The sequence below is a fragment of the Geobacillus sp. JS12 genome (assembly GCF_001592395.1).
Taxonomy (GTDB): domain Bacteria; phylum Bacillota; class Bacilli; order Bacillales; family Anoxybacillaceae; genus Geobacillus; species Geobacillus zalihae.
On sequence record NZ_CP014749.1, the window covers coordinates 1120050 to 1144325 of the forward strand.

Consider the following 24276-nt stretch of genomic DNA (forward strand, 5'->3'; position numbering starts at 1 on the left):
TGGCGTTCCGCTCTCTTTTGGTATAATAAAAAGAAAAAAAGTGGAAGAAAGGGTGTTACGTATGCCAGCTGTCGAATCGAATATGTTTCCGCTTGGCAAACAAGCGCCCCCGTTTGCCCTCACGAATGTCATCGATGGCAACGTCGTTCGTCTTGAGGATGTGAAATCGGACGTAGCGACTGTCATTATGTTCATTTGCAATCACTGCCCGTTTGTCAAGCATGTACAGCACGAGCTTGTTCGCCTCGCGAACGATTATATGCCCAAAGGGGTGTCGTTTGTCGCCATCAACTCCAACGATGCGGAACAGTATCCAGAAGATTCACCCGAAAACATGAAAAAGGTGGCGGAAGAACTCGGCTATCCGTTTCCGTATTTGTACGATGAGACGCAAGAGGTGGCGAAAGCATACGACGCCGCCTGCACCCCGGATTTTTATATTTTCGACCGTGAGCTGAAATGTGTTTACCGCGGCCAGCTTGATGACTCGCGTCCGAACAACGGCATCCCGGTCACCGGGGAGTCGATCCGCACCGCGCTGGATGCTTTGTTGGAGGGCCGGCCGGTCCCAGAAAAGCAAAAGCCGAGCATCGGCTGCAGCATTAAATGGAAACAAGCACTGTAACAATTTGCTTGACTTTTCATTGTGAAGCGGGTATGATGGAGAAAGCATCATTCGTTCGTTGCGGAATCGCCATCGCCGTGCCGTTGGCTTGCGAGTGCAGCCGGCACGGCGTTTTTGTGGCCGCGATCTACTGAACAAATTCACACTGGCGCCGCCTCGGAGCGGCAAGGATGGATGAGAGGAAGGGCTTCCATTGTTTTTGTTTCCTTTCCTTGAGTTTTCATAATCTATGTTATGTAAACAAAAGGAGAAAAGTGAGATGGCGGAAAGACGATATCGAGTGTTTGTGTATGGAACGTTGCTGACCGGCGAGGACAACCATTGTGTTGCAGCTCCTTATGTTCGCGCCGTATGCCCAGGGAAGGTGAACGGCCGTTTGTACAGCGTCGGCCCGTACCCTGCGCTTGTGCTCGGAGAAGAAGGGGAAGTGGAAGGGGAATGGTTGACGGTGACGGAGGAAGGGCTCAAAGCGATGGATGAGCTTGAAGACTACGCCGAAGGACGGGACGATAACGAATATGAGCGGATATGGGTCCGCGACGCCCATCAGCCGATCGAAGGGTACGTCTACGTTTACTTGCCGGAAAAAGCCGCCGGCCTGCCGATCATTTCGTCCGGCTCGTGGCGTCGGCGTGAGGAGAAAACGTAACATCAATAGTGGATAGAAAAAGTCGGCCGAGGAGACGATTATCTCCTCGGCTGGTTTTTTTTTGTATAAATATTCGTCTCATTTGAAACCGTTTACAAAAAATCATTATAAAAATACAGAAAAATTGATAAAAAAGTGTTGCCAAACGGCTTCTCTTTTTCTATAATAAAAGCATGTTAGAAAAATAAACGCACGAATGTGAGGTAATGTAACATGTCAAAACCGTTCGTTTCCTCTACACAAACGGAGTTGTTGGAACAAATCAAAGAGAAGATCAAAGAAAAAAACGTTGAGCTTCTTCATTTGCAGTTTGTCGACATTGAAGGGATCTTAAAGCACGTGACCGTGACGGCTGAACAGCTTGATGATGTTGTCGAAGGGAAAATCATGTTTGATGGTTCGTCGATCAAAGGCTTCTCGCCGATCAACCGTTCCGACTTGTATCTTCTGCCGGATTTGAATACGTTTGCTGTTTTGCCGTGGACGGTCGAGGAAGGCTATGCGGAAGCGCGCTTTCTCTGCTCGGTGACCAATCCGGACGGCACGCTGTTTGAAGGCGACCCGCGCAACGTGTTGAAAAAAACGGTGGAGCGGGCGGCGGAAAAAGGATATACGATCTCGGTCGGTCCGGAGCTGGAGTTTTTCCTGTTCAAAGCCGATGAAAACGGCAATCCGACGCTTGAGCTCCATGATGGCGGCGGTTATTTCGAACCGTCTCCGAAAGACTTGGGCGAACGCGTTCGCCTTGAAATTTACCGCGCCTTAAAAGCGATGGGCTTTACGATTGAAGCGTCGCACCATGAAGTGGCGGAAGGCCAGCATGAGATCAACTTCAAATATGCCGATGCGCTCGGTGCGGCTGACAATGCGACGACGTACAAATGGGTTGTCAAAACGATCGCCAGCAAGTTCGGTCTTCATGCGACGTTTATGCCAAAACCGGTGTTTGGCATCAACGGTTCAGGGATGCATGTCAACATTTCCCTCTTCAAAGATGGGGAAAATGCGTTCTTTGATCCGAACGATGCGAACCAGTTGTCAGAAACAGCGTACCAATTCATCGCGGGCTTGCTGAAAAATGTGAAGCACTTTGCGGCGGTTACGAATCCGCTTGTCAACTCGTACAAACGGCTTGTGCCAGGGTATGAAGCGCCTTGCTACATCGCTTGGTCCGCTTCGAACCGTTCGGCGCTCATCCGCATTCCGGCCAAACGCGGTGTTGCGACGCGCGTTGAGCTCCGTTGCCCGGATCCGTCGGCCAATCCGTATTTGGCGTATGCCATCATCGCTGCCGCTGGCCTTGACGGTGTCGAAAAAGGGTTAACCGCTCCGGCGCCGATTGATGAAGACATCTTCCATATGTCGGAAGAACGCCGTGCGGAGCTTGGCATTGACAACTTGCCGGAAAACTTGGGCGAGGCCATCGCAGCGCTAGAAAGCGGAGACATCGGCCGCGCGACGCTTGGTGAGCATGTGTTCAACGAATACGTCGCGATGAAAAAAGACGAATGGAACAGCTACCGCACGGCGGTCCACGCTTGGGAAGTCGAGCGGTATCAAGGGAAGTTCTGATCGAAAGCCAGCATCCAAAAGGTGTCCCGTCGCCATATTCGGGGCGCCTTTTTTCTGCAGGCAGCTGTTTGTCTTGATGGACGGCCGTGCGGCGCCTTCCGTCCGTCGGCCGCCAAGCCGTTGGTGTTCGCAACGTCATCTTGCGAGCGGGGACTAAAATAAATGATAGCATTTTTTATTTTTTTAAAATTCATAGTTGACATCTATGAATAATGAGATTTAAATTATAAGTAACGCGCTCAACCATTGCAAACGGAGGGAAACCAATGAAAAAACTGATCGTTTTTGTGTTTGTAGGATTTATCGCCCAGCTGATTGACGGCTCGCTTGGGATGGCGTATGGCGTCACGTCGTCGACGCTGCTGTTGACGTTCGGCATCGCTCCGGCCGTCGCCTCGGCGTCCGTTCATTTGGCGGAAGTGGTGACGACGGCGGCATCTGGCGCTTCCCATTGGAAGTTCGGCAACGTCGACCGCCGCATGGCCTTTAGGCTCATCATTCCCGGGTCGGTCGGCGCGTTTGTCGGAGCATGCTTTTTAAGCAACTTGCCGGGAGATTTGATTAAACCATATGTATCCTTGTTTTTGTTGGCGCTTGGCTTTTACATTATTTATCGATTTTTAGTGTTGAACGGCCGCGCGCCGTCGACGCCCGGAAAACAGTGGTCCAATAAGCAGCTCGTCCCTCTCGGATTGGTGGCTGGCTTCCTTGATGCGACCGGCGGTGGAGGATGGGGGCCGATTGCGACGCCGGTGCTGTTGGCCAATAAAAGCATGGAAGCGCGCAAGGTGGTCGGCACCGTCGATACATCCGAATTTGCCGTCGCGCTGTCGGCGACGCTAGGATTCGTCATTTCGCTTGGTTGGGAGCAAGTGAACTGGTACTGGGTGCTGACGCTCATGGCGGGTGGGGTCGTTGCTGCGCCGATCGCGGCTTGGCTTGTGCGCAAACTGCCGTCCCATTTGCTTGGAGTGTTGGTCGGCGGGTTGATTATTTTGACGAACGTCCGCACGCTCCTGCACGCTTGGGAGGCGCCTGCGCCGGTGTATCCGACCGTTTATGGCCTCATCGTCATCGGCTGGGCGGCGGCGGTATGGCTGGCGATCAGAAATGGACGGAAAGGAAAGGCGACTAGCAGGGAGTTGGCGTCGTAAGCATTGGGCGCGCTTGGCAAACGGCGGTGTCTTTCTGTTGGCGGCAGCGTTGGATGCGATCGGGTTGAGCATCAGGGAGCTTGTTCGTGCTGCGGAGGGCAACGGTCGACAGCGCCTGCCCTCAAAAATAGCGCGCGGAGCAGTTGTTGCCCCGTTGACGACAATTGAAACGAGAAGGCGGCTCTTGCCCTCTGGGCAGGGGCTTCTTTTTTATCAGCCCCTGTAGCGGGAAGCCGGTTTCTATGTTAAAATATTCTGCATCATCAACCAAAGGGGGAGAGGGAACATGGCACAGCCGCTTGATCTCGGCCGCCGCATTTCACTCATCGATTTGTATGATTTGCGCATGCCGCAGCGCACCGGTACATACGTGCTTCACGAAGAGAACTTGGCGATCGTGGAAACAGGGCCAAGCCCGTCGGTGCCGCATTTGCTTGCTGGGTTGAAAGCGCTTCATATTGACCCGGGCGAGATCCGCTATATTATCGTTACCCATATTCATTTGGATCATGCGGGCGGCGTGGGGCTGCTTCTTCAGCATTGCCCGAATGCGATGGTTGTCGTCCATCCGAAAGGGAAGCGGCATTTGGCTGATCCATCGCGCCTCATCGCTGGAGCGAAGGCGGTGTACGGCGCGCAGTTTGAGTCGCTCTTTGATCCGATTCTTCCGGTGCCAGAAGAGCGATTGATCGTGAAAGAGGACGGGGAAACGTTGGAGTTGAGTGCGGAGCGGACGCTTGTGTTTTATGATACGCCGGGGCATGCGAACCATCATGTTTCCATTTATGATTCGTACAGCCGCGGCGTGTTCACCGGCGATACGATCAGCGTTTTTTATCCGCAGCTGCAAGAAGCGGGGCTTACGTTTTGCCTGCCTTCAACATCTCCGAACCAATTTGACCCTGAAGCGATGGAGCGGTCGGCTGAGCGGCTCGAGAAGTTGAATCCGTCGCGCATCTATTTTGGTCATTTTGGCATGCTCGATGATCCGCAGGAAGCGTTCCGTCAGCTTCGCGTTTGGCTTCCAAAGTTTGTCGCGGCCGGGAAGGAAGCGGTCGAACGAAATCCGGAAGCATCGCCCGCAGAGCAGGCGAAAATCGCTGCACAACGGTTGCGGCGCGATGTAGAGGCTTTTTTGAACGAATATGGCGTCACGTCTTCGTCGCCGGTGTACACGGCAATCGAGCTGGATTTGCAGGTGTGTGCGATGGGGTTGATCGATTACTGGCATAAGCGGCGGTGATAGGAGTGAATGAACGGTGTCCTGAGCATAAAAGGGACACCTTTTTGTTTGTCAATACGTATAACGATGATGATGAATTCGTCTGCTTGGTTTCGTGCCATGAGGCCGGTTTTTCTCCTTCCAAACGGTGCGTTTTGTGGTTTGGGAACAAGACAGGCGTTGGTTGGCGGCGAAGCACACGGCTTCAGGCACGCCGTTTCGTGAACGGGAGATGGATATGGTAGAGTGGGAGTGCAGGATCCCAATCTTCGTTCGCAACCACGACGCCATAAGGAGGTGGGGACGTGAAGCAAGAGAAACCGGTTCTGTATCGCATTGGTATTGGCCTCATCATCGCCTCGTTCGTTGTTTGGGTGGCGGTGCCCATCGCGCCGTTTCTGCCGTTTTCAGCCGCTGTCAAGGCAACGATTGTCGCCGCGGTCATTGTGGCGGCGGAAGTCATGTTTTGGCTTGGGGTGCTGTTAGCTGGAAAAGAAGCAGCGATGAAGCTGAAAGCGTATTGGAATCCGAAACATTGGCGAATAAAACGGCGGTTGTCGGATCAAACCAATGATGGCGAACAATGCCAAGACGGATCGCGAGAGATGACAACGATGAAGAAATGAGGTGGTTGCATGCGACGGAGCACAGTTGCGCTTCTCATAGCCGTTGCCGCCCTGTCCGGAGTGCTTTGGCTTGGCGGCCTGGCATTGGCGGTGCAAGACCAGTTTTTTTCGGCCGCCAAGCCGCCGACGAAAGAACAACGGCCGCCGACGGCTGAAACAAGGCAACATGACGAGAAAATGGATATTGTTGCTCTTGGCGATTCGTTGACGAGAGGAACGGGCGATGAAAGCGGAAAAGGGTATGTCGGCTATATGGTCGATGAGCTTCGCCGGCAAACGGACAAACCGATCCGTGTGACGAACTTGGCCATCCGCGGCCTTCGCTCTGACGGACTGCTTCGCCAGCTTGGCCAGCCTGAGATTCAGCGGCAAGTCGCCATGGCGGATTTGATTGTGATGACTATCGGCGGCAACGACTTGTTTCAAGGCGGGGAAGCGTTGAAACTGGATCGAAAGCAGCTGAATGAGGCGAAACGGCGATATGTAGCCAACCTAGACCGTATTTTCGCCGCGCTGCGCCGCTTCAACAGCGAAGCGGTCATTTTTGCGATCGGTTTGTACAACCCGTTTGGCGATTTAGACGATGCCAAACGGACGTCGGCGGTTGTGCGCGATTGGAATTTTGCATCAGCGGAAGTGGCGGCCCGCTATCCGAACATCGTCGCGGTGCCGACGTTTGATTTGTTTGCCCTCCATGTCAACGACTATTTGTACAGCGATCATTTTCATCCAAACGCGGCAGGCTACAAGCGGATTGGAGAGCGCGTCGCCTCGCTCATCACGTTGACGGAGGAGGGTGAGCAATGACCAAACAGGTGACGTTAGCGGTCAAAGAGCTGCGGAAAACGATTCGCGGCAAGGAAATTATTAAAGGCATTTCGTTTGAGTTGCATGAGGGGGAAGTATTCGGTTTTTTAGGGCCGAACGGCGCGGGAAAAACGACGACGATCCGCATGCTCGTCGGGCTCATTCGGCCGACGTCGGGGACGGTAGCGATTTGCGGGTATGATCTTCACCGCCAGTTTACCGACGCGATCCGCCAGATCGGCTGCATCGTCGAAAACCCAGAAATGTATCCGTATTTAACAGGCTGGGAAAACCTTGAACATTTCGCCCGCATGATGCCGGGAATTGGTGCAGATCGGATCATGGAAGTGGCGAAGCTCGTCGGCCTTGAACAGCGCATCCATGACCGAGTGGGTACGTATTCGCTCGGCATGCGGCAGCGGCTCGGCATCGCTCAGGCGCTGCTTGGAAAGCCGAAGGTGCTCATTTTGGACGAGCCGACCAACGGCCTTGACCCGGCCGGCATTCGCGAAATGCGCGCCTTCATCCGCTTTTTGGCGGAAACGGAAGGGTTGAGCGTCCTTGTTTCATCGCATTTGTTAAGTGAAATTCAATTAATGTGCGACCGCGTCGCCATTATGGCGAAAGGACGGCTCTTGGCCGTGGACACGGTTGAGCGGCTGTTAAACCAACAGGCGCGTGTCGTCTGGAAAGCCGCTCCAACGGATCGGGCGCGGGCGCTGTTAGCGGCGGAAACCGAGGTGTTGCGCGCCGATGAAGAGACGATCGTCACGCCATATGAGCCGTCGAGACTAGCCGCTTGGAACGCCAAGCTTGTCCAAGCCGGCGTCTCGGTTTCGAAAATTGAACCGCGGCTGCCGACGCTCGAAGACTTGTTTATCGAGCTGACAGGGGGCGAAACGATTGAGTAAGCTCGTGTATAATGAAATGTTGAAAATCGTCCGCAAAAAGCGGCTATGGGTGATCGCCGCCATCATTGCGGTGCTCGTCGCCTTGTTTACATACGCCCAATACCGCGAGACGGAAGAGCTGAGAAAACGGCTTGGCACGACCGACTGGCGGACGCAGCTGCAGCAGCAAATCGTCGACTTGCAAAACCGCTTGCAGTCGCCGAGCATGTCTGAGGAATGGCGGAAATACTTGCAAATCCGCCTCAAGCAGCAGCAGTACTACTTAGAGCACGACATCAACCCGTCCGCTCCAGGGGCGCCGACGTTTATGCGGACGTTTATCGAAAACGCCATCGACTTGTTTTTGCCGCTTTTAGTGATGGTGGTGGCGGCTGATTTAGTGTCGTCCGAGGCAAGCGCTGGAACGATCAAGCTGCTTCTCGTTCGGCCGGTGAAGCGGTGGAAAATTTTGTTGAGCAAATATATCGCGTTGCTCCTGTCGGTGTCGCTCATTATGCTGATGGCGGCGGTGCTGTCGTATGCCATCTCCGGACTCGTGTTTGGATATGGCGGCTTCCGTCTGCCGCTGTTGACCGGATTTGTCCAGCAAGGAGAGGATCTCAATACAGCGAATGTCCACATGATTCCGCAATGGAAATACATTTTGATCGAGCTCGGGCTGGCCGCGTTTGTGAGCGTTGTCGTCGGCACACTGACGTTTATGTTTTCCGTGCTTTTGCGGAGCACAGCGGCCGTAATGGGCATTATGCTGGCAGCGTTAATTTCCGGTGCCATTTTGTCGAACATGGTGTCATCATGGCATTCGGCAAAATATTTGTTTATGGTCAATTTGCGGCTGACGGATTACATCAAAGGAGCGGCTCCGCCGATTGAGGGGATGACGCTTGGCTTTTCGATGGCCGTGCTGGCTGTCTGGGGGCTTGCAGGGCTTCTTGTCGCTTTTTTTGTCTTTATGCGGCGAGATGTCTATTGAAAACGGCAGAGCGGCGAAAACCCGAGGGGTGTTCCCTCGGGTTTTTCAGTGAAAGGGGATGAAATGCCTATCTATTCGGCTGCTTGTCGTGAACGCCGGCGAGTCCAAGCGCGTGATGGCCCCGCAGCAACTGCTCCACGGCCGGCCATTGCTGTTCATCGCAACGGATGAGAAGCACGATATCAGCGCCTGTGCGGCTTTGACGGTGCGTAGATTTTCGGTTTACCCACCATTTGAGCAAAATGCCGATTCCGATGCCTGAAACCGCCCCGATAATCCCCCAAATGATCGGACCCCATGCCAACACATAGCCGTAAATCGCCCCTAGCAGCATCAAGCACGTTCCTAAAATCGTCGCCAAGTCAAGGAAGCTGAACCCGTTGGCGTGATGGAGCGTATCAAGCAGGCGCGGCGGTTCGGCAGAGCGGTTGAGCGGGACTGCAAAAATCTGATGTTCAGCAATCCCTTTTTCTTGAAGCGCTGAAATTGCCAGTTCAACGAATAGGCGGCTCTCGAAAGTGGCAATGACAATCATGAAACGCCTCCCATCAAATCGGCCATGCGAACCGTTTCGGCTGAAAGCGGCGCCGCAAATAGTGGGCTAGTTCTTTTTCAAACAACTTGTTGTATTCGACCGCTGATACGTAAGCATCGTAAAAGATGAACGAATAAATCGATGGCAGATAAAGCGCCCACTGCATATCGATGATCTTCGTTGCACAATCGAATCGGCCGGTCAGCGTGTACGTAATCGCTTCGGGCAAGTGGGCGAAATACGATACCAAAATGGTAAAGGTGAAGATAAACAGGCCGGTGATCACTTTATGGACATACAAATGGCCAAGGCCCGGGGCGAGCACCGACCAGACCAGCGCCAGCCAAGGCTCGCGCTTGTCCAAATAATTAATATCCCATATTCCCATTCGGATGGAAGAGATCGGCGCATCTTCGCGGTCGGCGAGCAAATACAGCTTGTTCATGTCGACGGAGCCGCGGTAGCTGTCCCAAATGCTGTACATGTAGATGGCCACATAAAACATGAGCCATCGTTCGTCAAGAACGGCTTTTGCCTTTTCAAAATCGCCAAGCAGCGAGTATAATATACCTGTATTGATATGGGCTTTTGTGTTGATAAACAGCTCCCAGAGAATTAACATAAAGGCCGTGGCGTAGCGTTGCTGCATCAAATTGCCGAAACCCGGAAACGAAAAGGAAAAAAAGGCGACGACAAGCGGATGACGCAAATGGAAATGGGTGGTTGTCAATTGCGACAAATGCGCCCGTTTGCGCCGCGCCGGCGGAATGAGTTTCACAAAGCACCCCTTTCCTTTACACGGTTGCTGTGTTTTTAGTATAGGAAAAAAGGAGCGGCAGCTATGCAGGTCGTTTCAGAAAAAAGATCAATTTTCATCCGTTATGGCGAAAAAAGATAAAAAAACTATTGACTTTCCTTTGAGGTTCATATAGAATATGAATTGTCGCAAGGTAAACCAGCCTATGTCGGGAAGTAGCTCAGCTTGGTAGAGCACACGGTTCGGGTCCGTGAGGTCGCAGGTTCAAATCCTGTCTTCCCGATCATTAATTTGGGGCCTTAGCTCAGCTGGGAGAGCGCCTGCCCCGCACGCAGGAGGTCATCGGTTCGAATCCGATAGGCTCCATTTTCATACGGAGGAATACCCAAGTCTGGCTGAAGGGGGCGGTTTCGAAAACCGCTAGGGGTGTCACAGCCCGCGGGGGTTCGAATCCCTCTTCCTCCATTTCTAATATCCGATCTTGTCAAATGGTAAATCATGAAACCCTTGATACGACTGCGTTGGCAGTCGTTTTTCATTTTTTGGGAATCCTTTTGACTTTTCTTCAAATCCTTTAACATGTTCAGCGTCTTATCATCAATCGTAATCGTTCGTTTCGAATCGAAAACACCGTCTCGATGGCATCTTTTTTTGAATTTATGTATATACTATGTATATACGAAATGAAAGGAGAGAGGTATAATGGAATTAAACAAACAGAAAGGAGTGTCAATCATGACAATAACCGTTCAAAAATGGGGAAACAGCCTTGCGGTTCGTATCCCAAGCGTGATTGCTGAACGTTTAGCGCTTCATCAAGGATCAGAAGTGGAGATGATCGTTGAGAACCAAGCGATCAAGTTGATCCCGAAAAAGAAGAAGCCGACATTGGAGGAACTTTTGGCTAAAATCACGCCGGAAAATCGCCATGCTGAAATTGATTTTGGAACAGAAGGGAATGAATTGTTCTGATGCAAGCGCCGGATCGTGGGGATCTTGTTTACGTCAATTTCAATCCACAAGCAGGGCATGAGCAGGCAGGAAAAAGGCCCGGCATCGTTCTATCACCAAAGCGGTTCAATCAATTGACAGGGTTTGCGGTGCTTTGCCCGATCACCCGGCAACAAAAAGGATATCCATTTGAAGTGGAATTACCATCAGGCTTGGCCGTTGAAGGCGTGATTTTAACCGATCAGGTCAAAAGTTTAGATTGGCGCGCCCGACAGCTTCAAATAGTAGGACGGGCGCCCAATGAAGTTGTTTCGGATTGCTTGGATCTGATTCATACTTTTCTTTCGTGAAAGGCCATTTATGTTGGCCTTTTGTTCACTTTTAGCATACTTTTTGCGTACATTTTTGCCCTTCACGCTCCTTGAGGCGGGAGACTTCCTTCGGATATTTTGTGAAAAAGGCAGAATTGAGCAACGAAAAGAAGGCGGATCGTCCCGCTTTTTTGCATGGATTGACACACTGGAGATTATTTTGCACAAATTTTGCACGTGATGAACGAGCATGTCCATTCATCCTTGAAATATCAATCGTTTTATGGTGGGATTGGAATCCCTCTTCCAACGTCCACCTGCCGAGTGCCGGCAGGTTTTTTGTTTTTTGCGAGCGGTATGGCCGCCATTTTTCAGGCGGATGGCTTGCCTGTTTTTCGTTGAATCCGGTACGATGAAGGGGGGGAGCGGTTTGCCGATTGAGCTGCACTCCTTCCGGCAACGGCCGGGATTGCGCAACATAAGGGAGGAGAGGTTATGGCGATTCAACGCCGCATTCGTCGCGTGAAAACCGTGCAAATGACGACCAACAGCCCGATTCATCAGAGCGGTTCGGTGCTTGAGCCCGGGAACTGGCAAGAGTATGATCCGTTTTTGTTGCTGATGGAAGACATTTTTGAGCGAGGAACGTTTGACGTCCATCCGCACCGCGGCATTGAGACGGTCACGTATGTGATCAGCGGCGAGCTTGAACATTTCGACAGCAAAGCCGGCCACAGCACGCTCGGCCCCGGGGATGTGCAATGGATGACGGCCGGCCGCGGCGTCGTCCATAAGGAAGATCCGGCGCCCGGTTCAACGGTGCACAGCTTGCAACTTTGGGTCAACTTGCCGAGCACGCATAAAATGACCGAGCCGCGCTACCAAAACTTGCGCGCCGAAGAGATGCCGGTGCGAAAAGAGGAAGGAGCGGTGATCCGCGTCTTTTCCGGGTCATCCAAAGGGGTGCAAGCCCCGACGAAGAACATCGTTCCTGTCACGATGGTGGAAATGATTGTCGAACCGGGAACAACGGTCGTGCAAGATTTGCCGGGGCATTACAACGGCTTTTTGTACATTTTAGAAGGGAGCGGCACGTTCGGAGCTGACCATACGGAAGGAAAGGCCGGGCAAGCGCTGTTTTTCAGCCGCCACAACCGCGGCGAGGAAACGGAGCTAAACGCGACCGCCCGCGAAAAACTCCGCCTTCTTCTTTACGCCGGTGAGCCGGTGAACGAACCGGTCGTCGCCTACGGGCCGTTCGTCATGAACACTCCGGAACAAATCCGCGAAGCGATTCGCGATTACCAGGAAGGGCGGTTTGGGCGATAACGGAAGGGAAAGAGCCGATTCGTTGTATGGCTCTTTCTTTTTTGTTATCATGTTCACAAAAAGAAGCCGTTGGGCTGTTCAAGGAGGACATAGTCGTCAACTACCCCCACTTCGCGAACGCTTGAAGTGGGGGCTTGCAACTCCCCAGAAGTGCAAACGGACTTCGTCCTCCTTCCTTGACTTGGGGTTGCATCAGGGGGCAGGTTGACGACTGCCCAACGACGCAGGTCATGCCTGCATCGTTGCCGATTCTCTCGGTGTGTCTGTTGGCAGTACTTGACTTCCACACACAACAGACGGACCTACGCTCGATGTTTGACGGTTGCAACGTTTCCTGCAACCAACTCCATCCATCGAGCAGCAGCTATTGGAGTGCCTTTATTGAACGGTTTTCTCCACGCCTTTATTCTATCATACACAAAAGAAAGGGGGAACGCGCATTCCTCTCCCACTTACTCCCTTTGGTCGTTGAAGTGGGAGTCTCCTGCGCGAAATAGGATGAACCAAGTCATCGAAACGATTCTCCAGCACCGTTCGATCCGCCGTTTTGAAGACCAGCCGCTCACGGACGAACAAATCCGCACGATCGTTGAATGCGCCCAAGCGGCGTCGACATCAAGCTACGTTCAAGCGTACTCCATCATCGGCGTGAAAGATCCGGAGAAAAAACGGAAGCTCGCCGAGCTGGCGGGAAATCAATCCTATGTCGAGCATAACGGCCATTTCTTTGTCTTTTGCGCTGATTTTCACCGCCATGAGCTCATTGGCGAGCTAGAAGGAAAAGACGTGCTTCCATCGCTTGAGAGCACGGAAAAGTTTATGGTTGCGCTGATTGACACGGCGCTTGCGGCGCAAAATGCCGCCATTGCCGCGGAGTCGATGGGGCTTGGCATTTGCTATATCGGCGGGCTGCGCAACAACTTGCCGGAAGTATGTGCGCTGCTAAATGTGCCGAAGCGGGTCATTCCGCTGTTTGGGCTTGCCGTCGGCTATCCTGCACAAACGCCGGATCAAAAGCCGCGGTTGCCGTTTGAACACGTTTATCACGAGGACGAATACGACCAAGACCGGGCGCGATTCATCGCGCAGCTGCAGCGCTACAATGAAACCGTTTCTACCTATTATGAACAACGGACAAACGGCCGCCGCCGCGACACATGGACCGGGCAGATGGCTGATACGCTCAGCCGCCAAGTCCGGATGTACATGAAAGAGTTTGTGGAAGGGAAAGGGTTCAATTTACGGTAGCCTCGCTGCAGGCGGGAGCCCCCAGCTCCCATTCCCGAAGTCCAAGAGGTTCGTAAGAAAGGAGAGAACGAGAGTGGGCAAAATCCGGCAACTGGCGCAATGGATCAAAGAGGCGAATACGGTCGCCGTCCTGACCGGGGCCGGGATGAGCACGGAGTCCGGCATTCCTGATTTTCGCAGCGAAAACGGCCTTTACGCCCAAGAGGACCATGTCGAATATTATTTGTCAGAGCATTATTACAAAAAAGATCCGGTTGATTTTTGGCGTCGATTCAAGCGGATGTTTTCATTAAAAATGATGGGCGGCTTTGCTCCGAATGATGGGCATCGGTTTCTCCGTTGGCTTGAGGAGATGGGCAAGACGGTGACGATTTTGACGCAAAATATTGACGGGCTGCATACAAAAGCAGGGAGCACGAATGTCATTGAGCTGCACGGCACGCTGCAGACGGCGACATGCCCGTCATGCGGCAACAAGTATGATCTGTCGTTTATCAACCACCACGAGGTGCCGCGCTGCGAAAAGTGCCAGACGATTGTCAAACCGGATGTCGTCTTGTTTGGCGGGCTTGTTCCTCGTATCGAAGAAGCGTTCGCTAGAGCGGCGGAGAGCGACTTGCTTCTGGCCATGGGGACAAGTTTGGAAGTGGCGCCCGTGAATCAAATCCCGTTTTATGTTGCCGCCGAATCGCCGGCAACAAGGAAAGTATTGATCAACAAAACAGCGACAAGAATGGACGGAATATTTGACCTTGTCATTTATGGCGGAATCGGAGAAACGGTCGCCAACGTGCGCAAGCAACTACAGGCGGAATAGATCGATAGATTCCATGCCAACGGGAGAACACATATGGCGTTTTCCCGTTGGACAAAAAATCAAAAAAGGTATTGTACTTTTCAGAACATTCGAATATAATAAAGATAACATACCAACCGGTTGGTATTTTGATGAGTGGAGCCGAGCATAAAGGCGTAACAGAAAACGGAGGGGACCATCATGTATTTGCGCTTAACGGACGAGCAGCGCATGGTGCAAAAAGCGATCCGCAAGTTTGTCGAAAAAGAATTGATGCCGCTCGAGAATGACGTATTGCGCAATGAGCGCGAAGGGAAGCCTGGGCTCCCGCCCGAAAAATTAAAAGAGCTGCAGCTCAAAGCGAAGGAAGCGGGGTTTTGGGGATCAACACGCCGGAGGAATACGGCGGCGCGAATTTGGGCCATGTCATGCAGGCGATTGTGTTGATGGAAGTGTCGAAAACGCTTGTTCCGTTCCAGTTTGGCGGATCGGCGGACAACATTTTGTATTACGCGAATGAAGAGCAAAAGAAAAAATATTTGATCCCGACGATCAACGGCGAGAAAAAATCGTGCTTTGCCATGACCGAGCCGGGAGCAGGATCAGATACGCGCAACATTAAAATGACGGCGGTGAAAGACGGCGACGAGTGGGTGTTAAACGGGGAGAAGACATTCATTACCGGCGGCAATGAAGCCGATTTCGTCATGGTCATCGCCATCACCGACAAAGAGCGTCACCAAGCTTCGAACGGGCGTGAAGGGGTGACGTGTTTTATCGTCGACCGCGAGATGGGCTGGCGTTCGGAACCGATACATACGATGGGACCTTCCACTCCAGCCAGCTTAATTTTCGAAAACGTGCGCGTGCCGGAAGAAAACATTTTAGGCGAGCTGCATCACGGCTATAAGCTTGGGCTTGAGTGGATCGGCTACGCCCGCTGGGTCGTCGGCGCCCGTGCGGTCGGAGCGGCCGAGCGGCTTTTGCAAATGGCCATTGACTATGCGAAGGAGCGCGTCACATTCGGCAAACCGATCGCCGAGCGGCAGGCGATCCAATGGATGATTGCCGATTCGGCGGTAGAAATCGAAGCGGCGAAATGGCTTGTGTTAAACGCGGCGTTTACGCTTGACCAAGGGGAGGACAACCGCCATTTAGCCTCGATGGCGAAACTGTTTGGCGCGAACATGGGCAACCGCGTCGTCGACCGCGTCATGCAAATCCACGGCGGCATGGGCTACACGAAAGAAATGCCGATCGAGCGCTGGTATCGTGAAGCGAGATTGTGGCGCATTTACGACGGCACGGATGAAATTCAGCGCCTCATTATCGCTCGCAACTTGATTAAAGGGCATGTCAAACTTGGTCAGTTCATCTGAAAAATGAAAGCGTTATCGAAAGGGAGGAGAACACGATGAGCCAACGGTTTGCAGGAAGAGTGGCGTTTGTGACCGGAGGAAGCCGCGGCATTGGCAAGGCGATTGTCACCCGCTTCGCGGAAGAAGGGGCGAAAGTGGCGTTCATCGATTTAAACGCAGAAGCCCTTGAAGCGACGGCTGCCGAGCTGCGGGAGAAAGGGTATGAGGTGTACGCCAAAGTGGCGAGCGTCACCGACCGCGAACAAGTGGAAACGACGATGCAAGAGGTCGTCGACCGGTTCGGCTCGCTTGATATTCTTGTCAACAACGCCGGCGTCATCCGCGACAACTTGCTCTTTAAAATGACGGACGACGACTGGCAAACGGTCATGGACGTTCATTTGAAAGGGGCGTTTTATTGCGCCCGCGCTGCGCAAAAATATATGGTCGAAAAAGGGTATGGGCGCATCATCAACATTTCGTCGACATCCGCGCTCGGCAACCGCGGCCAGGCGAACTATTCGGCGGCGAAAGCCGGCATTCAAGGCTTTACGAAAACGCTGGCGATCGAGCTTGGCAAGTTCGGCATTACGACAAACGCCGTCGCGCCGGGATTCATTGAAACCGATATGACGAAAGCGACGGCCGAGCGGCTTGGCATTTCGTTTGAGCAGCTCATCCAAGCGAGCGTCGCCAACATCCCGGTCGGGCGCAGCGGCCGTCCGGAAGACATCGCTCATGCGGTCGCGTTTTTCGCCGACGAACGGTCGTCGTTTGTCAACGGCCAAGTGCTGTACGTTGCCGGCGGCCCGAAATGTTGAAGGGGGACGGGGCATGTACCAGCATGACATCGGAAAACGGTCGGCGAAAGTGAAAAACACTGTTGAGCGCGGAGCGGTGAAAAAGTTTGCGGAGGCGATCGGCGATCCAAACCCGATTTATTGGGACGAAGAGACGGGGAAACGGTCGCGCTACGGGCGCAACATTGCGCCGCCGACGTTTCCGCGCGTGTTTGACTACGGCGTCATTGAAGGGCTGAAGCTGCCAGCCAAAGGGCTCATCCATGGCGAACAGCACTTCCATTATGAGCGCCCGCTGTTTGTCGGCGAAGAGCTGTACTGCTATGCGGAAGTGAAAGATTACTTCGAAAAGCAAAGCAGCATGGGCCTGCTCAGTTTTTTGGTCATCGCCAACAACGGCGAGGACGCTGACGGAAATCTCATTTTCACTTCCACCTCGACGATCATTATCAACGAGGCGGTTAGAAAGGCGATGAGCGTATGACGAGCATCCGCAAATGGCAAGTCGGAGAGTCGCTTCCCGAAGTAACGCTCGCACCGGTGTCCCGGCTCGATTTAATCAAATACGCCGGCGCATCAGGCGACTACAACCCGATTCATACGATCGATGAAGAGGCGAAAAAAGCCGGCCTGCCGGGCATTATCGCCCACGGCATGTGGACGATGGGCAACCTCGCGAAGCTGTTTACGCCATACTACGAAGAAGGGTTTGTCCAAGACTATTTCGTCCGCTTCCAGTCGATGGTGTTTTTAAACGATGTCATCACCTTAAAAGCAACGGTGAAGGAAAAAGACAAGAAAGCGATCCGCTTTGCCGTCGCCGCCGTCAACCAGCATGGAAAAGAAGTCATTAAGGGCCAAGCCGTGTTTTCTCTGTATGAATGAAGCAAGGCAGCGAGCCCGGTAACATCGAGAACGCCCAGTTGCCGGGTTTCGTACTACAAAGGGGATGAGGAGGAGTCAGGATGAGACGAGATGCCGTCATTGTGTCGGCCGTACGAACAGCCATCGCCCGCCAAGGAGGCGCTTTGGCGACGATGCCGGCGCATATTTACGGCGCGGAAGTGATCAAAGAAGCGATGCGGCGGGCGAATATCGGCCCGGAGCATGTCGATGATGTCATTATGGGCAACGTCCTAAGCGGCGGCGGCAACATCGCCCGACTGACGGCGCTGCAAACCGGCTTATCTCTAGAGTTGACAGGTTTGACCGTTGACCGCCAATGCGGTTCGGGCATTAACGCCGTCAATTTAGCGGCGCAAGCCATTTGGGCCGGCGACGGAGACGTGTATATCGCCGGCGGCGTGGAAAGCATGAGCCGCGCGCCGTATTTGATGGACCGCCCGGAAAAACCGTACAGCTCGACGCCGCCAAGCTTCCGCAAATCGCAGCTATCGCCGAAAGAAATCGGCGATCCGCCGATGGGGATTACGGCGGAAAACTTGGCGAAAAAGTATGGCATCAGCCGTGAAGAACAAGACGCATTCGCCTTGCGCAGCCAGCAGCGCATGGCGCGCGCCATGCAGGAAGGGCGGTTTGACGAACAAATCGTGCCGATCACCGTCCCGGTGAAAAAAGGCGAGCCGTTCGTCTTCGATACGGATGAACATCCGCGCCCGAATACGACGATGGAAGCGCTGTCGAAGCTGCCGCCGGCGTTTTTGGAAGGGGAACGGTGACGGCCGGAAACAGCTCAGGGCTGAACGATGCCGCTTCTGCGCTCGTCATCATGTCGCGGGAAAAAGCAGAGGAGCTTGGCGTAAAGCCGCTTGCCGTCATCCGCGCCCATGCGGTTGCCGGGGTCGACCCGAACATCATGGGCATCGGCCCGGTGCCGGCGACAAGAAAAGTGCTCGAAAAAGTCGGGCTTACGCTCGATGATATGGACATCATCGAAATCAATGAAGCTTTCGCCGCCCAGGTGATCGCCTGCGACCGCGAGCTCGAGATGGACCCGGAAAAAGTGAATGTCAACGGCGGCGCCATTGCCCACGGCCATCCGCTCGGCGCGACGGGGGCGATTTTGATCACAAAAGCGGTGTATGAACTGAAGCGCCGCGGAGGGAAATACGCGCTCATTACCGCGTGCATCGGCGGCGGCCAAGGCATTGCGACGATTATTGAACGAGAATGAGGCAACGGAGACTATAGGGAATGAAAGACAAGCTAAGAGAAGCCGCCATTGAGTTGTTCGAACGGAAAGGGTTCAAAGAAACGTCGGTGCAGGAAATCGTCGAAGCGGTTGGGGCAACGAAGGGGCCTTTTACTACTATTACAAAAGCAAAGAGGAGTTGCTATGTGATATTTGTGTTTCCTATCTGGACGATTTGCTTCGGCAGCAAGCCTGCATTGTCCAAGAGCCCGAGAAAAGCTGCACGGAAAAACTGCGGGCGATCGTCTATATGGTCATCTGCAATATCCGCACACGGAAGAAAAGCGCCCGCATTTTCTTCCGCGAAATGCGGCATTTGGCTGATGACCATTTGGCGGAAATCCGCGCCAAGCGGCGGTTGTTTCGCAAGCGGTATGAACAGCTGGTTCGAGAAGGGATCGCTCGCGGGGAATTCAAGCCATCGCTTCATGCAGAAATGATTACGTTTGGCCTGCTTGGCATCACCAACTGGAGCTATTATTGGTTCCGGCCTGACGAAGGCATCTCTGAAGAAGAACTGACGGATATTTTCGTTGATTTCATTTTGCACGGCATAAAGGCGCCAAGAGCTGGAGAAAGCGGTCGAAATGAGGCGGAGCCAGGCAATTCGGGCGGTCAGACCAAATGAAAGATCGGCCGCTTTGATGGTCTGGCCAAACGGCACACAAAAAGGGGGATCGGGATGGAGCTATTCATCCAGCAGCTGTTAAACGGGCTGACAGTTGGAAGCGTTTACAGCCTTGTCGCGTTAGGTTTGACGCTTGTTTACGGCATTTTGCACATTCCAAACTTTGCCCACGGCGCGTTATATATGATGGGTGGTTATGTCACGCTCACTGCGATGACGAAAGCCGGGCTGCCGTACGGGTTGGCCGTTGTCGTGTCGATGGCCGCGGTCGGGATGCTCGGTGTATTGATGGAACGGCTTGTGTTTTATCCGCTTCGCGACGCACCGCCGCTCCATGACAAAATTGCGGCGATTGGCATTTTGTTGTTTTTGGAGGCATTCGCCCAGTTCGTCTGGGGGCGGACTACCAGACGATGCCGACCCCATACGGCGACGTTGTCAGCATTTTCGGCTTGACCTTGACGGTTCAACGCATCCTCATCATCGCATCCGCTGTCATCATCATGATCTTGCTTTACCTCTTCTTGAAAAAGACGTTCATCGGGGCTTCCATCATCGCGATGGCGCAAAACCGCGAAGGGGCGAATTTGGTCGGCATTAACACGAATAAAGTCGCCATGCTGACGTTTTTCCTTTCCGGCAGTTTGGCAGCGCTCGCCGCGTCGCTCGCTTCGCCGATCAACCTCGTGTTTCCCGGCATGGGCCATCTTGTCATCTTGAAAGCGTTTGTCATCATCATTCTCGGCGGCATGGGAAGCATTCCAGGCGCCATTGTCGGCGGCTATATTTTGGGATTCAGCGAAAGCTTGGGAGCGACGTATGTGTCGAACGACTACAAAGACATTATCGCTTTTGCCATCCTCGTCATCATTTTAACGGTCAAACCGAACGGACTGTTTGCCAAGGAGGGACATTGATGGCTGTATTCGCCAACCGGCGCTTATGGATCGCCGTTCTTGCGGCGCTGGCGCTTGCCTTTCCGTTGCTTGTCACCAACAGCTATTACTTGCACATGATGACGATCTCCTTCATTTGGATGATCGCTGTTTACGGGCTGAATTTATTTGCTGGCTATACTGGTTATTTGTCGCTTGCCCACGCCGGGTTTTTTGCGATTGGCGCGTATGCGCTTGGCATTTTGACGGTGAAAGCGGGCGTGCCGTTTTGGCTGGCTTTCGTGCTTGCTTGTTTGTCCACCACGTTGCTTGGGGCCGTCATCGGGCTTGTTGCGCTGCGGACGAAAGAGCACTTTTTCGCCATTTATACGCTTTGTGTGGGCTATATTATCTATTTGATCATTGACAAATGGGACAGTTTAACCGGCGGAGTGCGCGGGTTTATCGGCATCCCGGCGCCGGCTGACATCGGTCCGCTCTCGTTTCAAACGCCCGTCGCCCAATATTATTTGGTGTTATGCTTCTTGGTTGCAGTCATCTTCACCATGTACCGCCTTGTCTATTCGTTGACCGGACGGACGTACATCGCCATTCGCAACAGTGAGGAGCTCGCGTTGACGCTTGGCATCTCGACGATGAAAAACAAACTCGCCTCGTTTGTTCTCTCGGTCTTTTTTACATCGCTTGCCGGAGCGCTGTACGCATCGTTCATCCGCTTTCTTGGCCCGGACATTGCGTACGTCAGCGTCATGTTCGACTTTTTAACGTATTTGCTTGTCGGTGGGATTGGCACGCTCGCCGGCCCGGTCGTCGGGACGTTGCTCGTTACGTTTCTGTCCCAACAATTGCAGTTTTTGCAAGATTACCGGATGTTGATTTTCGGTCCGGTGCTGACGTTGCTCATCATCTTTTACCCACACGGCATTGCCGGGTGGGTCATCCGTTTGAAAGCAAAGCGTGAAGAAGCGCGCCGTCTCGATCCAGAAGCGAACCGAGTTGCTGCGGAACTGGCCGTCTCGAGCCAAGGACGAGGCGAGCGGCACGCAGAGGAGGGATCATGATGCTTTTGCACGTTGAACGGTTGACGAAGCGGTTTGGCGGGCTTCTGGCGGTCAACGATGTCACCTTTTCCGTCGAGCAAGGGAAGATCAACGCCATCATCGGTCCAAACGGAGCCGGCAAATCGACGTTTTTCAATTTAATCAGCGGCTTGTACCGGCCGACGTCAGGGACGATTACGTTCAAAGGGCGCGATATTACCCGCCTGCCGGCAAACGAACGGGCGAAGCTCGGCATCGCCCGCACGTTTCAAACGACTCACTTGTTTGAACAGGCGACGGTGATCGACAACGTCATCATCGGCCATCGTCTCCGCACGTCATCCAACTTATTTGATGCCATTTTGCGCACGAAACGGCACCGCCGCGAGGAACAGGCATGCAAAGAAAAAGCGATGGAAGTGCTCGACTTTGTCGGTCTAACCCATGTGGCGGATCGGATGGTGGCCAACTTGTCGCAGAAGCAGAAAAAGCGGGTGGCGTTCGCGCTTGCCTTGGCGACCGATCCGGAGCTCGTGCTGCTTGATGAACCGGCAGCCGGCATCAACCCGGATGAAACGGAAGGGCTTGAGGAGTTGATCGTCAAAATGGTAGAAGGCGGCCTGACCGTTTGCCTGATTGAGCACAAAATGTCGATGATCATGAAAATTGCCGACCGCATCATGGTGTTAAACTACGGAGAAAAAATCGCGGAAGGAACGCCCGAGGAAGTGCGAAACAACGAGGCGGTCATTCAAGCGTATTTAGGAGGGAGCGCCATTGCTTGAAGTTGCGAACGTATCCGTCCGCTACGGGAGTTTTACGGCCATTCGCGATGTGACGTTTTCCGTCAAGCGAGGGAGATCGCCGTTTTGCTTGGCGCCAACGGGGCCGGGAAAAGCACATTGTTTCGCACGATCAGTGGACTGCACAAACCAGTGCGGGGGAAATCCGCCTCGATGGCGAGCGCATTGATTCGCTGCCTCCTGACCGCATCGTCGGGCGTGGCGTCGTGCAATGCGCGGAAGGGCGCAAACTGTTTCCGCGCATGAGTGTATACGAAAACTTGCTGATGGGCGCTTACGTCCATCGGAAGGACAAAGAAGGCATCCGCCGCTCGATTGAACATGTATACGAACTGTTTCCGATTTTGCGCGACAAGCAAAACGCGCCAGCCGGGTCGTTAAGCGGCGGCCAGCAGCAAATGCTCGCCATCGGACGCGCCTTAATGTCACGTCCTGCGGTGCTCTTGCTTGATGAACCGTCGGTTGGACTCGCTCCGCTCATTGTCGAGCAGATGTTTGCGACGATTAAGCAAATCAATGAGGGAGGAACAACGATTTTGTTGGCGGAACAAAACGCTCATGCGGCGCTGTCGATCGCCCATCGAGGCTATGTGTTTGAAAATGGAACGATCGTTGCCTCAGGGACGGCGGACGAGCTGCTCGCCAACGACGATGTCCGCAAGGCGTACATTGGTGCATGATAGGCCTCATCCTTGTCCATCAGCGAAAGCAAGGAGAGGAGATGGCACCGAAAGGGGGTGAATAACGGGTGTGTCAAACATTATCTAAATATTCACAATAATAAATCATCAATAGGGGGGGGTAGAATGAAAAAAAGAAAATGGTCCATCGCCGCTATGATCGCGGCCATCATGATGTTTATGCTTGCGGCGTGCAACAATTCGCCAAGCAGCAATAACGCCAACGGCGGAAACAATAGCGGAGGAGGCAGCGGTGAAACGGGCACGGTCAACATCGGCTACAGCGGCCCGCTGAGCGGCCCGGCCGCCTATTATGGCCAACGGACGTTAAACGGCTTGAAAATGGCGGCCGAGGAAATCAACAACAGCGGCGGTTTTGAGGTCAAAGGAAAGAAATACAAAATCAACCTTGTTCCGTTGGATGACAAATATTTGCCAAACGAAACGGCAGCGAACGCCAAACGCCTTGTGCAAGAGCATCATACGCCGATCATTTTCACGCCGCACAGCGGTGGCGTCATGGCGCTGCAAGTGTTCAACCAAACGGACAATTTCATCATCGCGGCGTATACGAGCGAACCGAAAATTACACAAACGGGCAATAAGCTGACCGTGCGCATTCCGCCGCGCTATGACGGCTACATCCCGACTTTTACCGATTATGCCATGAAGCGTTTCGGCAAGAAACTGGCCGCCTTGCCGACGGCGACGCAATACGGGAAAGACTGGACGGAAAAACTGTTGCCCTACTGGGAAAAGCAAGGCGGAAAAGTTGTCTACAAATCGTCGATTGATTTTACAAAAGACACCGACTTCTTTACGATCGTGACGAACGCCCTGAAAGAAAAACCAGATGTGCTGTTTATCGGGGGCGCTTCGGAGCCGACGGCAAAAGTGGCGAAACAAGCGCGTGAACTTGGCTTTAAAGGCGGCTTTATCATTATGGATCAGGCGAAACTCGATGAGATGAAACGGGTGACCGGCTCTTATGACATGCTTGAAGGTTCGATCGGCGTCATGCCGCTTGTCGAGTCGGATCAACCCGCGGTTCCAGAGTTTGTGAAAAACTATCGGGCAAAGTTCAATGAAGATCCAGGATCGGAAGCCGCTTACAACTATTTGGCGCTTTACGCTTTCGTCGAGGCGATGAAAGCCGCAGGCACCGTCGATGACCCGCAAGCCATCCGCGAACATATGAACGATGGTTTGAAAAACATTCCGGCAGAAAAGAAAGTGTATAACGTCCCAAGCATCGGCGACGATGGCGGATTTGAATCGGAAATCGTCGTGGCTGCGGTGGAAAATGGAAAAATTGTGCCGATTGAGTTAATTGACAAATAATCCGTCCGCCATGCAAGGCCGGCGAATGAAGAAGCCCTTTCATCAGCACGTTTGTCACGCATAGCGTCTCGAAGGAAACAACACCCTCGAAAGGCTGTCGGAAAAAGTCATC

24 protein-coding genes, 3 tRNA genes and 5 pseudogenes are annotated in these 24276 nt (G+C 53.2%); 29 read left to right on the top strand and 3 right to left on the bottom strand.

Annotated elements, in window-relative coordinates:
- Window positions 1–61: 61 nt before the first annotated feature.
- From A0V43_RS05495 to A0V43_RS05535, 9 genes are all read left to right on the top strand, one after another.
- A complete protein-coding gene (locus A0V43_RS05495) occupies window positions 62–625 on the top strand; it encodes a thioredoxin family protein (protein WP_063192584.1) in 564 nt (187 codons plus the stop codon).
- Between the two features lie 259 nt (window positions 626–884).
- Window positions 885–1274, top strand: coding sequence for a gamma-glutamylcyclotransferase family protein (locus tag A0V43_RS05500; protein ID WP_063192585.1), 390 nt, complete (start codon window positions 885–887; stop codon window positions 1272–1274).
- A gap of 213 nt (window positions 1275–1487) precedes the next feature.
- Window positions 1488–2846 carry a type I glutamate--ammonia ligase gene (gene glnA / locus A0V43_RS05505; protein WP_063192586.1) on the top strand — a complete coding sequence of 453 codons (1359 nt, stop codon included), beginning with the start codon at window positions 1488–1490 and terminating at the stop codon, window positions 2844–2846.
- A gap of 266 nt (window positions 2847–3112) precedes the next feature.
- Window positions 3113–4000 carry a sulfite exporter TauE/SafE family protein gene (locus A0V43_RS05510; RefSeq protein ID WP_020753911.1) on the top strand — a complete coding sequence of 296 codons (888 nt, stop codon included), beginning with the start codon at window positions 3113–3115 and terminating at the stop codon, window positions 3998–4000.
- A gap of 286 nt (window positions 4001–4286) precedes the next feature.
- Window positions 4287–5243, top strand: coding sequence for an MBL fold metallo-hydrolase (locus A0V43_RS05515; RefSeq protein ID WP_063192587.1), 957 nt, complete (start codon window positions 4287–4289; stop codon window positions 5241–5243).
- A gap of 305 nt (window positions 5244–5548) precedes the next feature.
- Window positions 5549–5848: a transporter suffix domain-containing protein gene (locus A0V43_RS05520; RefSeq protein ID WP_063193816.1), complete on the top strand. Its 300-nt coding sequence runs from the start codon at window positions 5549–5551 to the stop codon at window positions 5846–5848.
- A 9-nt stretch (window positions 5849–5857) separates the two neighbouring features.
- On the top strand, window positions 5858–6655 hold the full coding sequence (locus A0V43_RS05525; protein ID WP_013145381.1) for an SGNH/GDSL hydrolase family protein: 798 nt from the start codon (window positions 5858–5860) through the stop codon (window positions 6653–6655).
- Window positions 6652–7566, top strand: coding sequence for an ABC transporter ATP-binding protein (locus A0V43_RS05530; protein WP_020753915.1), 915 nt, complete (start codon window positions 6652–6654; stop codon window positions 7564–7566). Before A0V43_RS05525 ends, A0V43_RS05530 begins: the two co-directional genes overlap by 4 nt.
- On the top strand, window positions 7559–8539 hold the full coding sequence (locus A0V43_RS05535) for an ABC transporter permease (RefSeq protein ID WP_063192588.1): 981 nt from the start codon (window positions 7559–7561) through the stop codon (window positions 8537–8539). Before A0V43_RS05530 ends, A0V43_RS05535 begins: the two co-directional genes overlap by 8 nt.
- 67 nt (window positions 8540–8606) lie before the next feature.
- Here A0V43_RS05535 and A0V43_RS05540 read toward each other — a convergent pair whose 3' ends face one another.
- A complete protein-coding gene (locus A0V43_RS05540; protein WP_063192589.1) occupies window positions 8607–9074 on the bottom strand; it encodes a hypothetical protein in 468 nt (155 codons plus the stop codon).
- A 13-nt stretch (window positions 9075–9087) separates the two neighbouring features.
- Entirely contained in the window at window positions 9088–9852 is a 765-nt protein-coding gene (locus tag A0V43_RS05545; RefSeq protein WP_011231140.1) for a hypothetical protein, read from the bottom strand.
- Between the two features lie 188 nt (window positions 9853–10040).
- Between A0V43_RS05545 and A0V43_RS05550 the strand changes: the two genes are divergently transcribed.
- The 5 genes from A0V43_RS05550 (at window position 10041) to A0V43_RS05570 (ending at window position 11132) form a co-directional block, all read left to right on the top strand.
- Window positions 10041–10114: transfer RNA gene (locus A0V43_RS05550), tRNA-Pro, on the top strand.
- Window positions 10115–10124: 10 nt separating this feature from the next.
- Window positions 10125–10197, top strand: a tRNA-Ala gene (locus A0V43_RS05555).
- A gap of 9 nt (window positions 10198–10206) precedes the next feature.
- Window positions 10207–10296: transfer RNA gene (locus A0V43_RS05560), tRNA-Ser, on the top strand.
- A 237-nt stretch (window positions 10297–10533) separates the two neighbouring features.
- Window positions 10534–10803, top strand: a complete 270-nt coding sequence (locus A0V43_RS05565) for an AbrB/MazE/SpoVT family DNA-binding domain-containing protein (RefSeq protein WP_011231142.1) — start codon at window positions 10534–10536, stop codon at window positions 10801–10803.
- Window positions 10803–11132 carry a type II toxin-antitoxin system PemK/MazF family toxin gene (locus A0V43_RS05570; protein WP_011231143.1) on the top strand — a complete coding sequence of 110 codons (330 nt, stop codon included), beginning with the start codon at window positions 10803–10805 and terminating at the stop codon, window positions 11130–11132. Before A0V43_RS05565 ends, A0V43_RS05570 begins: the two co-directional genes overlap by 1 nt.
- A gap of 31 nt (window positions 11133–11163) precedes the next feature.
- Here the strand turns inward: A0V43_RS05570 and A0V43_RS20275 are convergent, their stop codons facing one another.
- Window positions 11164–11541, bottom strand: coding sequence for a hypothetical protein (locus A0V43_RS20275; protein ID WP_236930941.1), 378 nt, complete (start codon window positions 11539–11541; stop codon window positions 11164–11166).
- A gap of 47 nt (window positions 11542–11588) precedes the next feature.
- Here A0V43_RS20275 and A0V43_RS05575 point away from each other — a divergent pair, with 47 nt between their 5' ends.
- The 15 genes and pseudogenes from A0V43_RS05575 (at window position 11589) to A0V43_RS05640 (ending at window position 24164) form a co-directional block, all read left to right on the top strand.
- Complete coding sequence (locus tag A0V43_RS05575) at window positions 11589–12422, top strand: pirin family protein (protein ID WP_015374778.1); 834 nt, start codon at window positions 11589–11591, stop codon at window positions 12420–12422.
- A 498-nt stretch (window positions 12423–12920) separates the two neighbouring features.
- Window positions 12921–13670: an oxygen-insensitive NADPH nitroreductase gene (gene nfsA, locus A0V43_RS05580; protein WP_063192590.1), complete on the top strand. Its 750-nt coding sequence runs from the start codon at window positions 12921–12923 to the stop codon at window positions 13668–13670.
- A 73-nt stretch (window positions 13671–13743) separates the two neighbouring features.
- Window positions 13744–14487, top strand: a complete 744-nt coding sequence (locus tag A0V43_RS05585) for an NAD-dependent protein deacylase (protein ID WP_063192591.1) — start codon at window positions 13744–13746, stop codon at window positions 14485–14487.
- Window positions 14488–14739: 252 nt separating this feature from the next.
- Window positions 14740–15263 (top strand): annotated as a pseudogene (locus tag A0V43_RS20280) (acyl-CoA dehydrogenase family protein); the annotation flags it as partial.
- A 24-nt stretch (window positions 15264–15287) separates the two neighbouring features.
- Complete coding sequence (locus A0V43_RS20285; RefSeq protein WP_236931018.1) at window positions 15288–15845, top strand: acyl-CoA dehydrogenase family protein; 558 nt, start codon at window positions 15288–15290, stop codon at window positions 15843–15845.
- A gap of 35 nt (window positions 15846–15880) precedes the next feature.
- Window positions 15881–16645: a beta-ketoacyl-ACP reductase gene (locus A0V43_RS05595; RefSeq protein WP_063192592.1), complete on the top strand. Its 765-nt coding sequence runs from the start codon at window positions 15881–15883 to the stop codon at window positions 16643–16645.
- 13 nt (window positions 16646–16658) lie between these two features.
- Window positions 16659–17108: a MaoC family dehydratase N-terminal domain-containing protein gene (locus A0V43_RS05600; protein WP_063192593.1), complete on the top strand. Its 450-nt coding sequence runs from the start codon at window positions 16659–16661 to the stop codon at window positions 17106–17108.
- On the top strand, window positions 17105–17509 hold the full coding sequence (locus tag A0V43_RS05605; RefSeq protein WP_063192594.1) for a MaoC family dehydratase: 405 nt from the start codon (window positions 17105–17107) through the stop codon (window positions 17507–17509). The genes A0V43_RS05600 and A0V43_RS05605 overlap by 4 nt, the downstream gene beginning before the upstream one ends.
- 80 nt (window positions 17510–17589) lie before the next feature.
- A pseudogene (locus tag A0V43_RS05610) lies at window positions 17590–18758 on the top strand (thiolase family protein).
- 20 nt (window positions 18759–18778) lie between these two features.
- Window positions 18779–19404, top strand: a pseudogene (locus A0V43_RS05615) (TetR/AcrR family transcriptional regulator).
- A 54-nt stretch (window positions 19405–19458) separates the two neighbouring features.
- Window positions 19459–20321 (top strand): annotated as a pseudogene (locus tag A0V43_RS05620) (branched-chain amino acid ABC transporter permease).
- Window positions 20321–21361 (top strand): branched-chain amino acid ABC transporter permease, encoded by a 1041-nt coding sequence (locus A0V43_RS05625; protein WP_063192595.1) that lies wholly within the window; start codon window positions 20321–20323, stop codon window positions 21359–21361. The pseudogene A0V43_RS05620 and the gene A0V43_RS05625 overlap by 1 nt, the downstream one beginning before the upstream one ends.
- Window positions 21361–22125, top strand: a complete 765-nt coding sequence (locus A0V43_RS05630) for an ABC transporter ATP-binding protein (RefSeq protein ID WP_063192596.1) — start codon at window positions 21361–21363, stop codon at window positions 22123–22125. Before A0V43_RS05625 ends, A0V43_RS05630 begins: the two co-directional genes overlap by 1 nt.
- Window positions 22118–22823, top strand: a pseudogene (locus tag A0V43_RS05635) (ABC transporter ATP-binding protein). The gene A0V43_RS05630 and the pseudogene A0V43_RS05635 overlap by 8 nt, the downstream one beginning before the upstream one ends.
- A gap of 126 nt (window positions 22824–22949) precedes the next feature.
- Entirely contained in the window at window positions 22950–24164 is a 1215-nt protein-coding gene (locus A0V43_RS05640) for an ABC transporter substrate-binding protein (protein WP_063192597.1), read from the top strand.
- Window positions 24165–24276: the final 112 nt, after the last annotated feature.

Excerpts from the sequence above, each read along its gene's own strand:
- A0V43_RS20285 (WP_236931018.1), top strand. The coding sequence starts at position 15,288 with ATGGGACCTTCCACTCCAGCCAGCTTAATTTTCGAAAACGTGCGCGTG.
- A0V43_RS05640 (WP_063192597.1), top strand. The coding sequence starts at position 22,950 with ATGAAAAAAAGAAAATGGTCCATCGCCGCTATGATCGCGGCCATCATG.
- A0V43_RS05510 (WP_020753911.1), top strand. The coding sequence starts at position 3,113 with ATGAAAAAACTGATCGTTTTTGTGTTTGTAGGATTTATCGCCCAGCTG.
- A0V43_RS05515 (WP_063192587.1), top strand. The coding sequence starts at position 4,287 with ATGGCACAGCCGCTTGATCTCGGCCGCCGCATTTCACTCATCGATTTG.
- A0V43_RS05595 (WP_063192592.1), top strand. The coding sequence starts at position 15,881 with ATGAGCCAACGGTTTGCAGGAAGAGTGGCGTTTGTGACCGGAGGAAGC.
- A0V43_RS05600 (WP_063192593.1), top strand. The coding sequence starts at position 16,659 with ATGTACCAGCATGACATCGGAAAACGGTCGGCGAAAGTGAAAAACACT.
- A0V43_RS05625 (WP_063192595.1), top strand. The coding sequence starts at position 20,321 with ATGGCTGTATTCGCCAACCGGCGCTTATGGATCGCCGTTCTTGCGGCG.
- A0V43_RS05540 (WP_063192589.1), bottom strand. The coding sequence starts at position 9,074 with ATGATTGTCATTGCCACTTTCGAGAGCCGCCTATTCGTTGAACTGGCA.
- A0V43_RS05525 (WP_013145381.1), top strand. The coding sequence starts at position 5,858 with ATGCGACGGAGCACAGTTGCGCTTCTCATAGCCGTTGCCGCCCTGTCC.
- nfsA (WP_063192590.1), top strand. The coding sequence starts at position 12,921 with ATGAACCAAGTCATCGAAACGATTCTCCAGCACCGTTCGATCCGCCGT.
- A0V43_RS05500 (WP_063192585.1), top strand. The coding sequence starts at position 885 with ATGGCGGAAAGACGATATCGAGTGTTTGTGTATGGAACGTTGCTGACC.
- A0V43_RS05575 (WP_015374778.1), top strand. The coding sequence starts at position 11,589 with ATGGCGATTCAACGCCGCATTCGTCGCGTGAAAACCGTGCAAATGACG.
- A0V43_RS05495 (WP_063192584.1), top strand. The coding sequence starts at position 62 with ATGCCAGCTGTCGAATCGAATATGTTTCCGCTTGGCAAACAAGCGCCC.
- A0V43_RS05570 (WP_011231143.1), top strand. The coding sequence starts at position 10,803 with ATGCAAGCGCCGGATCGTGGGGATCTTGTTTACGTCAATTTCAATCCA.
- A0V43_RS05530 (WP_020753915.1), top strand. The coding sequence starts at position 6,652 with ATGACCAAACAGGTGACGTTAGCGGTCAAAGAGCTGCGGAAAACGATT.
- A0V43_RS05565 (WP_011231142.1), top strand. The coding sequence starts at position 10,534 with ATGGAATTAAACAAACAGAAAGGAGTGTCAATCATGACAATAACCGTT.
- glnA (WP_063192586.1), top strand. The coding sequence starts at position 1,488 with ATGTCAAAACCGTTCGTTTCCTCTACACAAACGGAGTTGTTGGAACAA.
- A0V43_RS05605 (WP_063192594.1), top strand. The coding sequence starts at position 17,105 with ATGACGAGCATCCGCAAATGGCAAGTCGGAGAGTCGCTTCCCGAAGTA.
- A0V43_RS05630 (WP_063192596.1), top strand. The coding sequence starts at position 21,361 with ATGCTTTTGCACGTTGAACGGTTGACGAAGCGGTTTGGCGGGCTTCTG.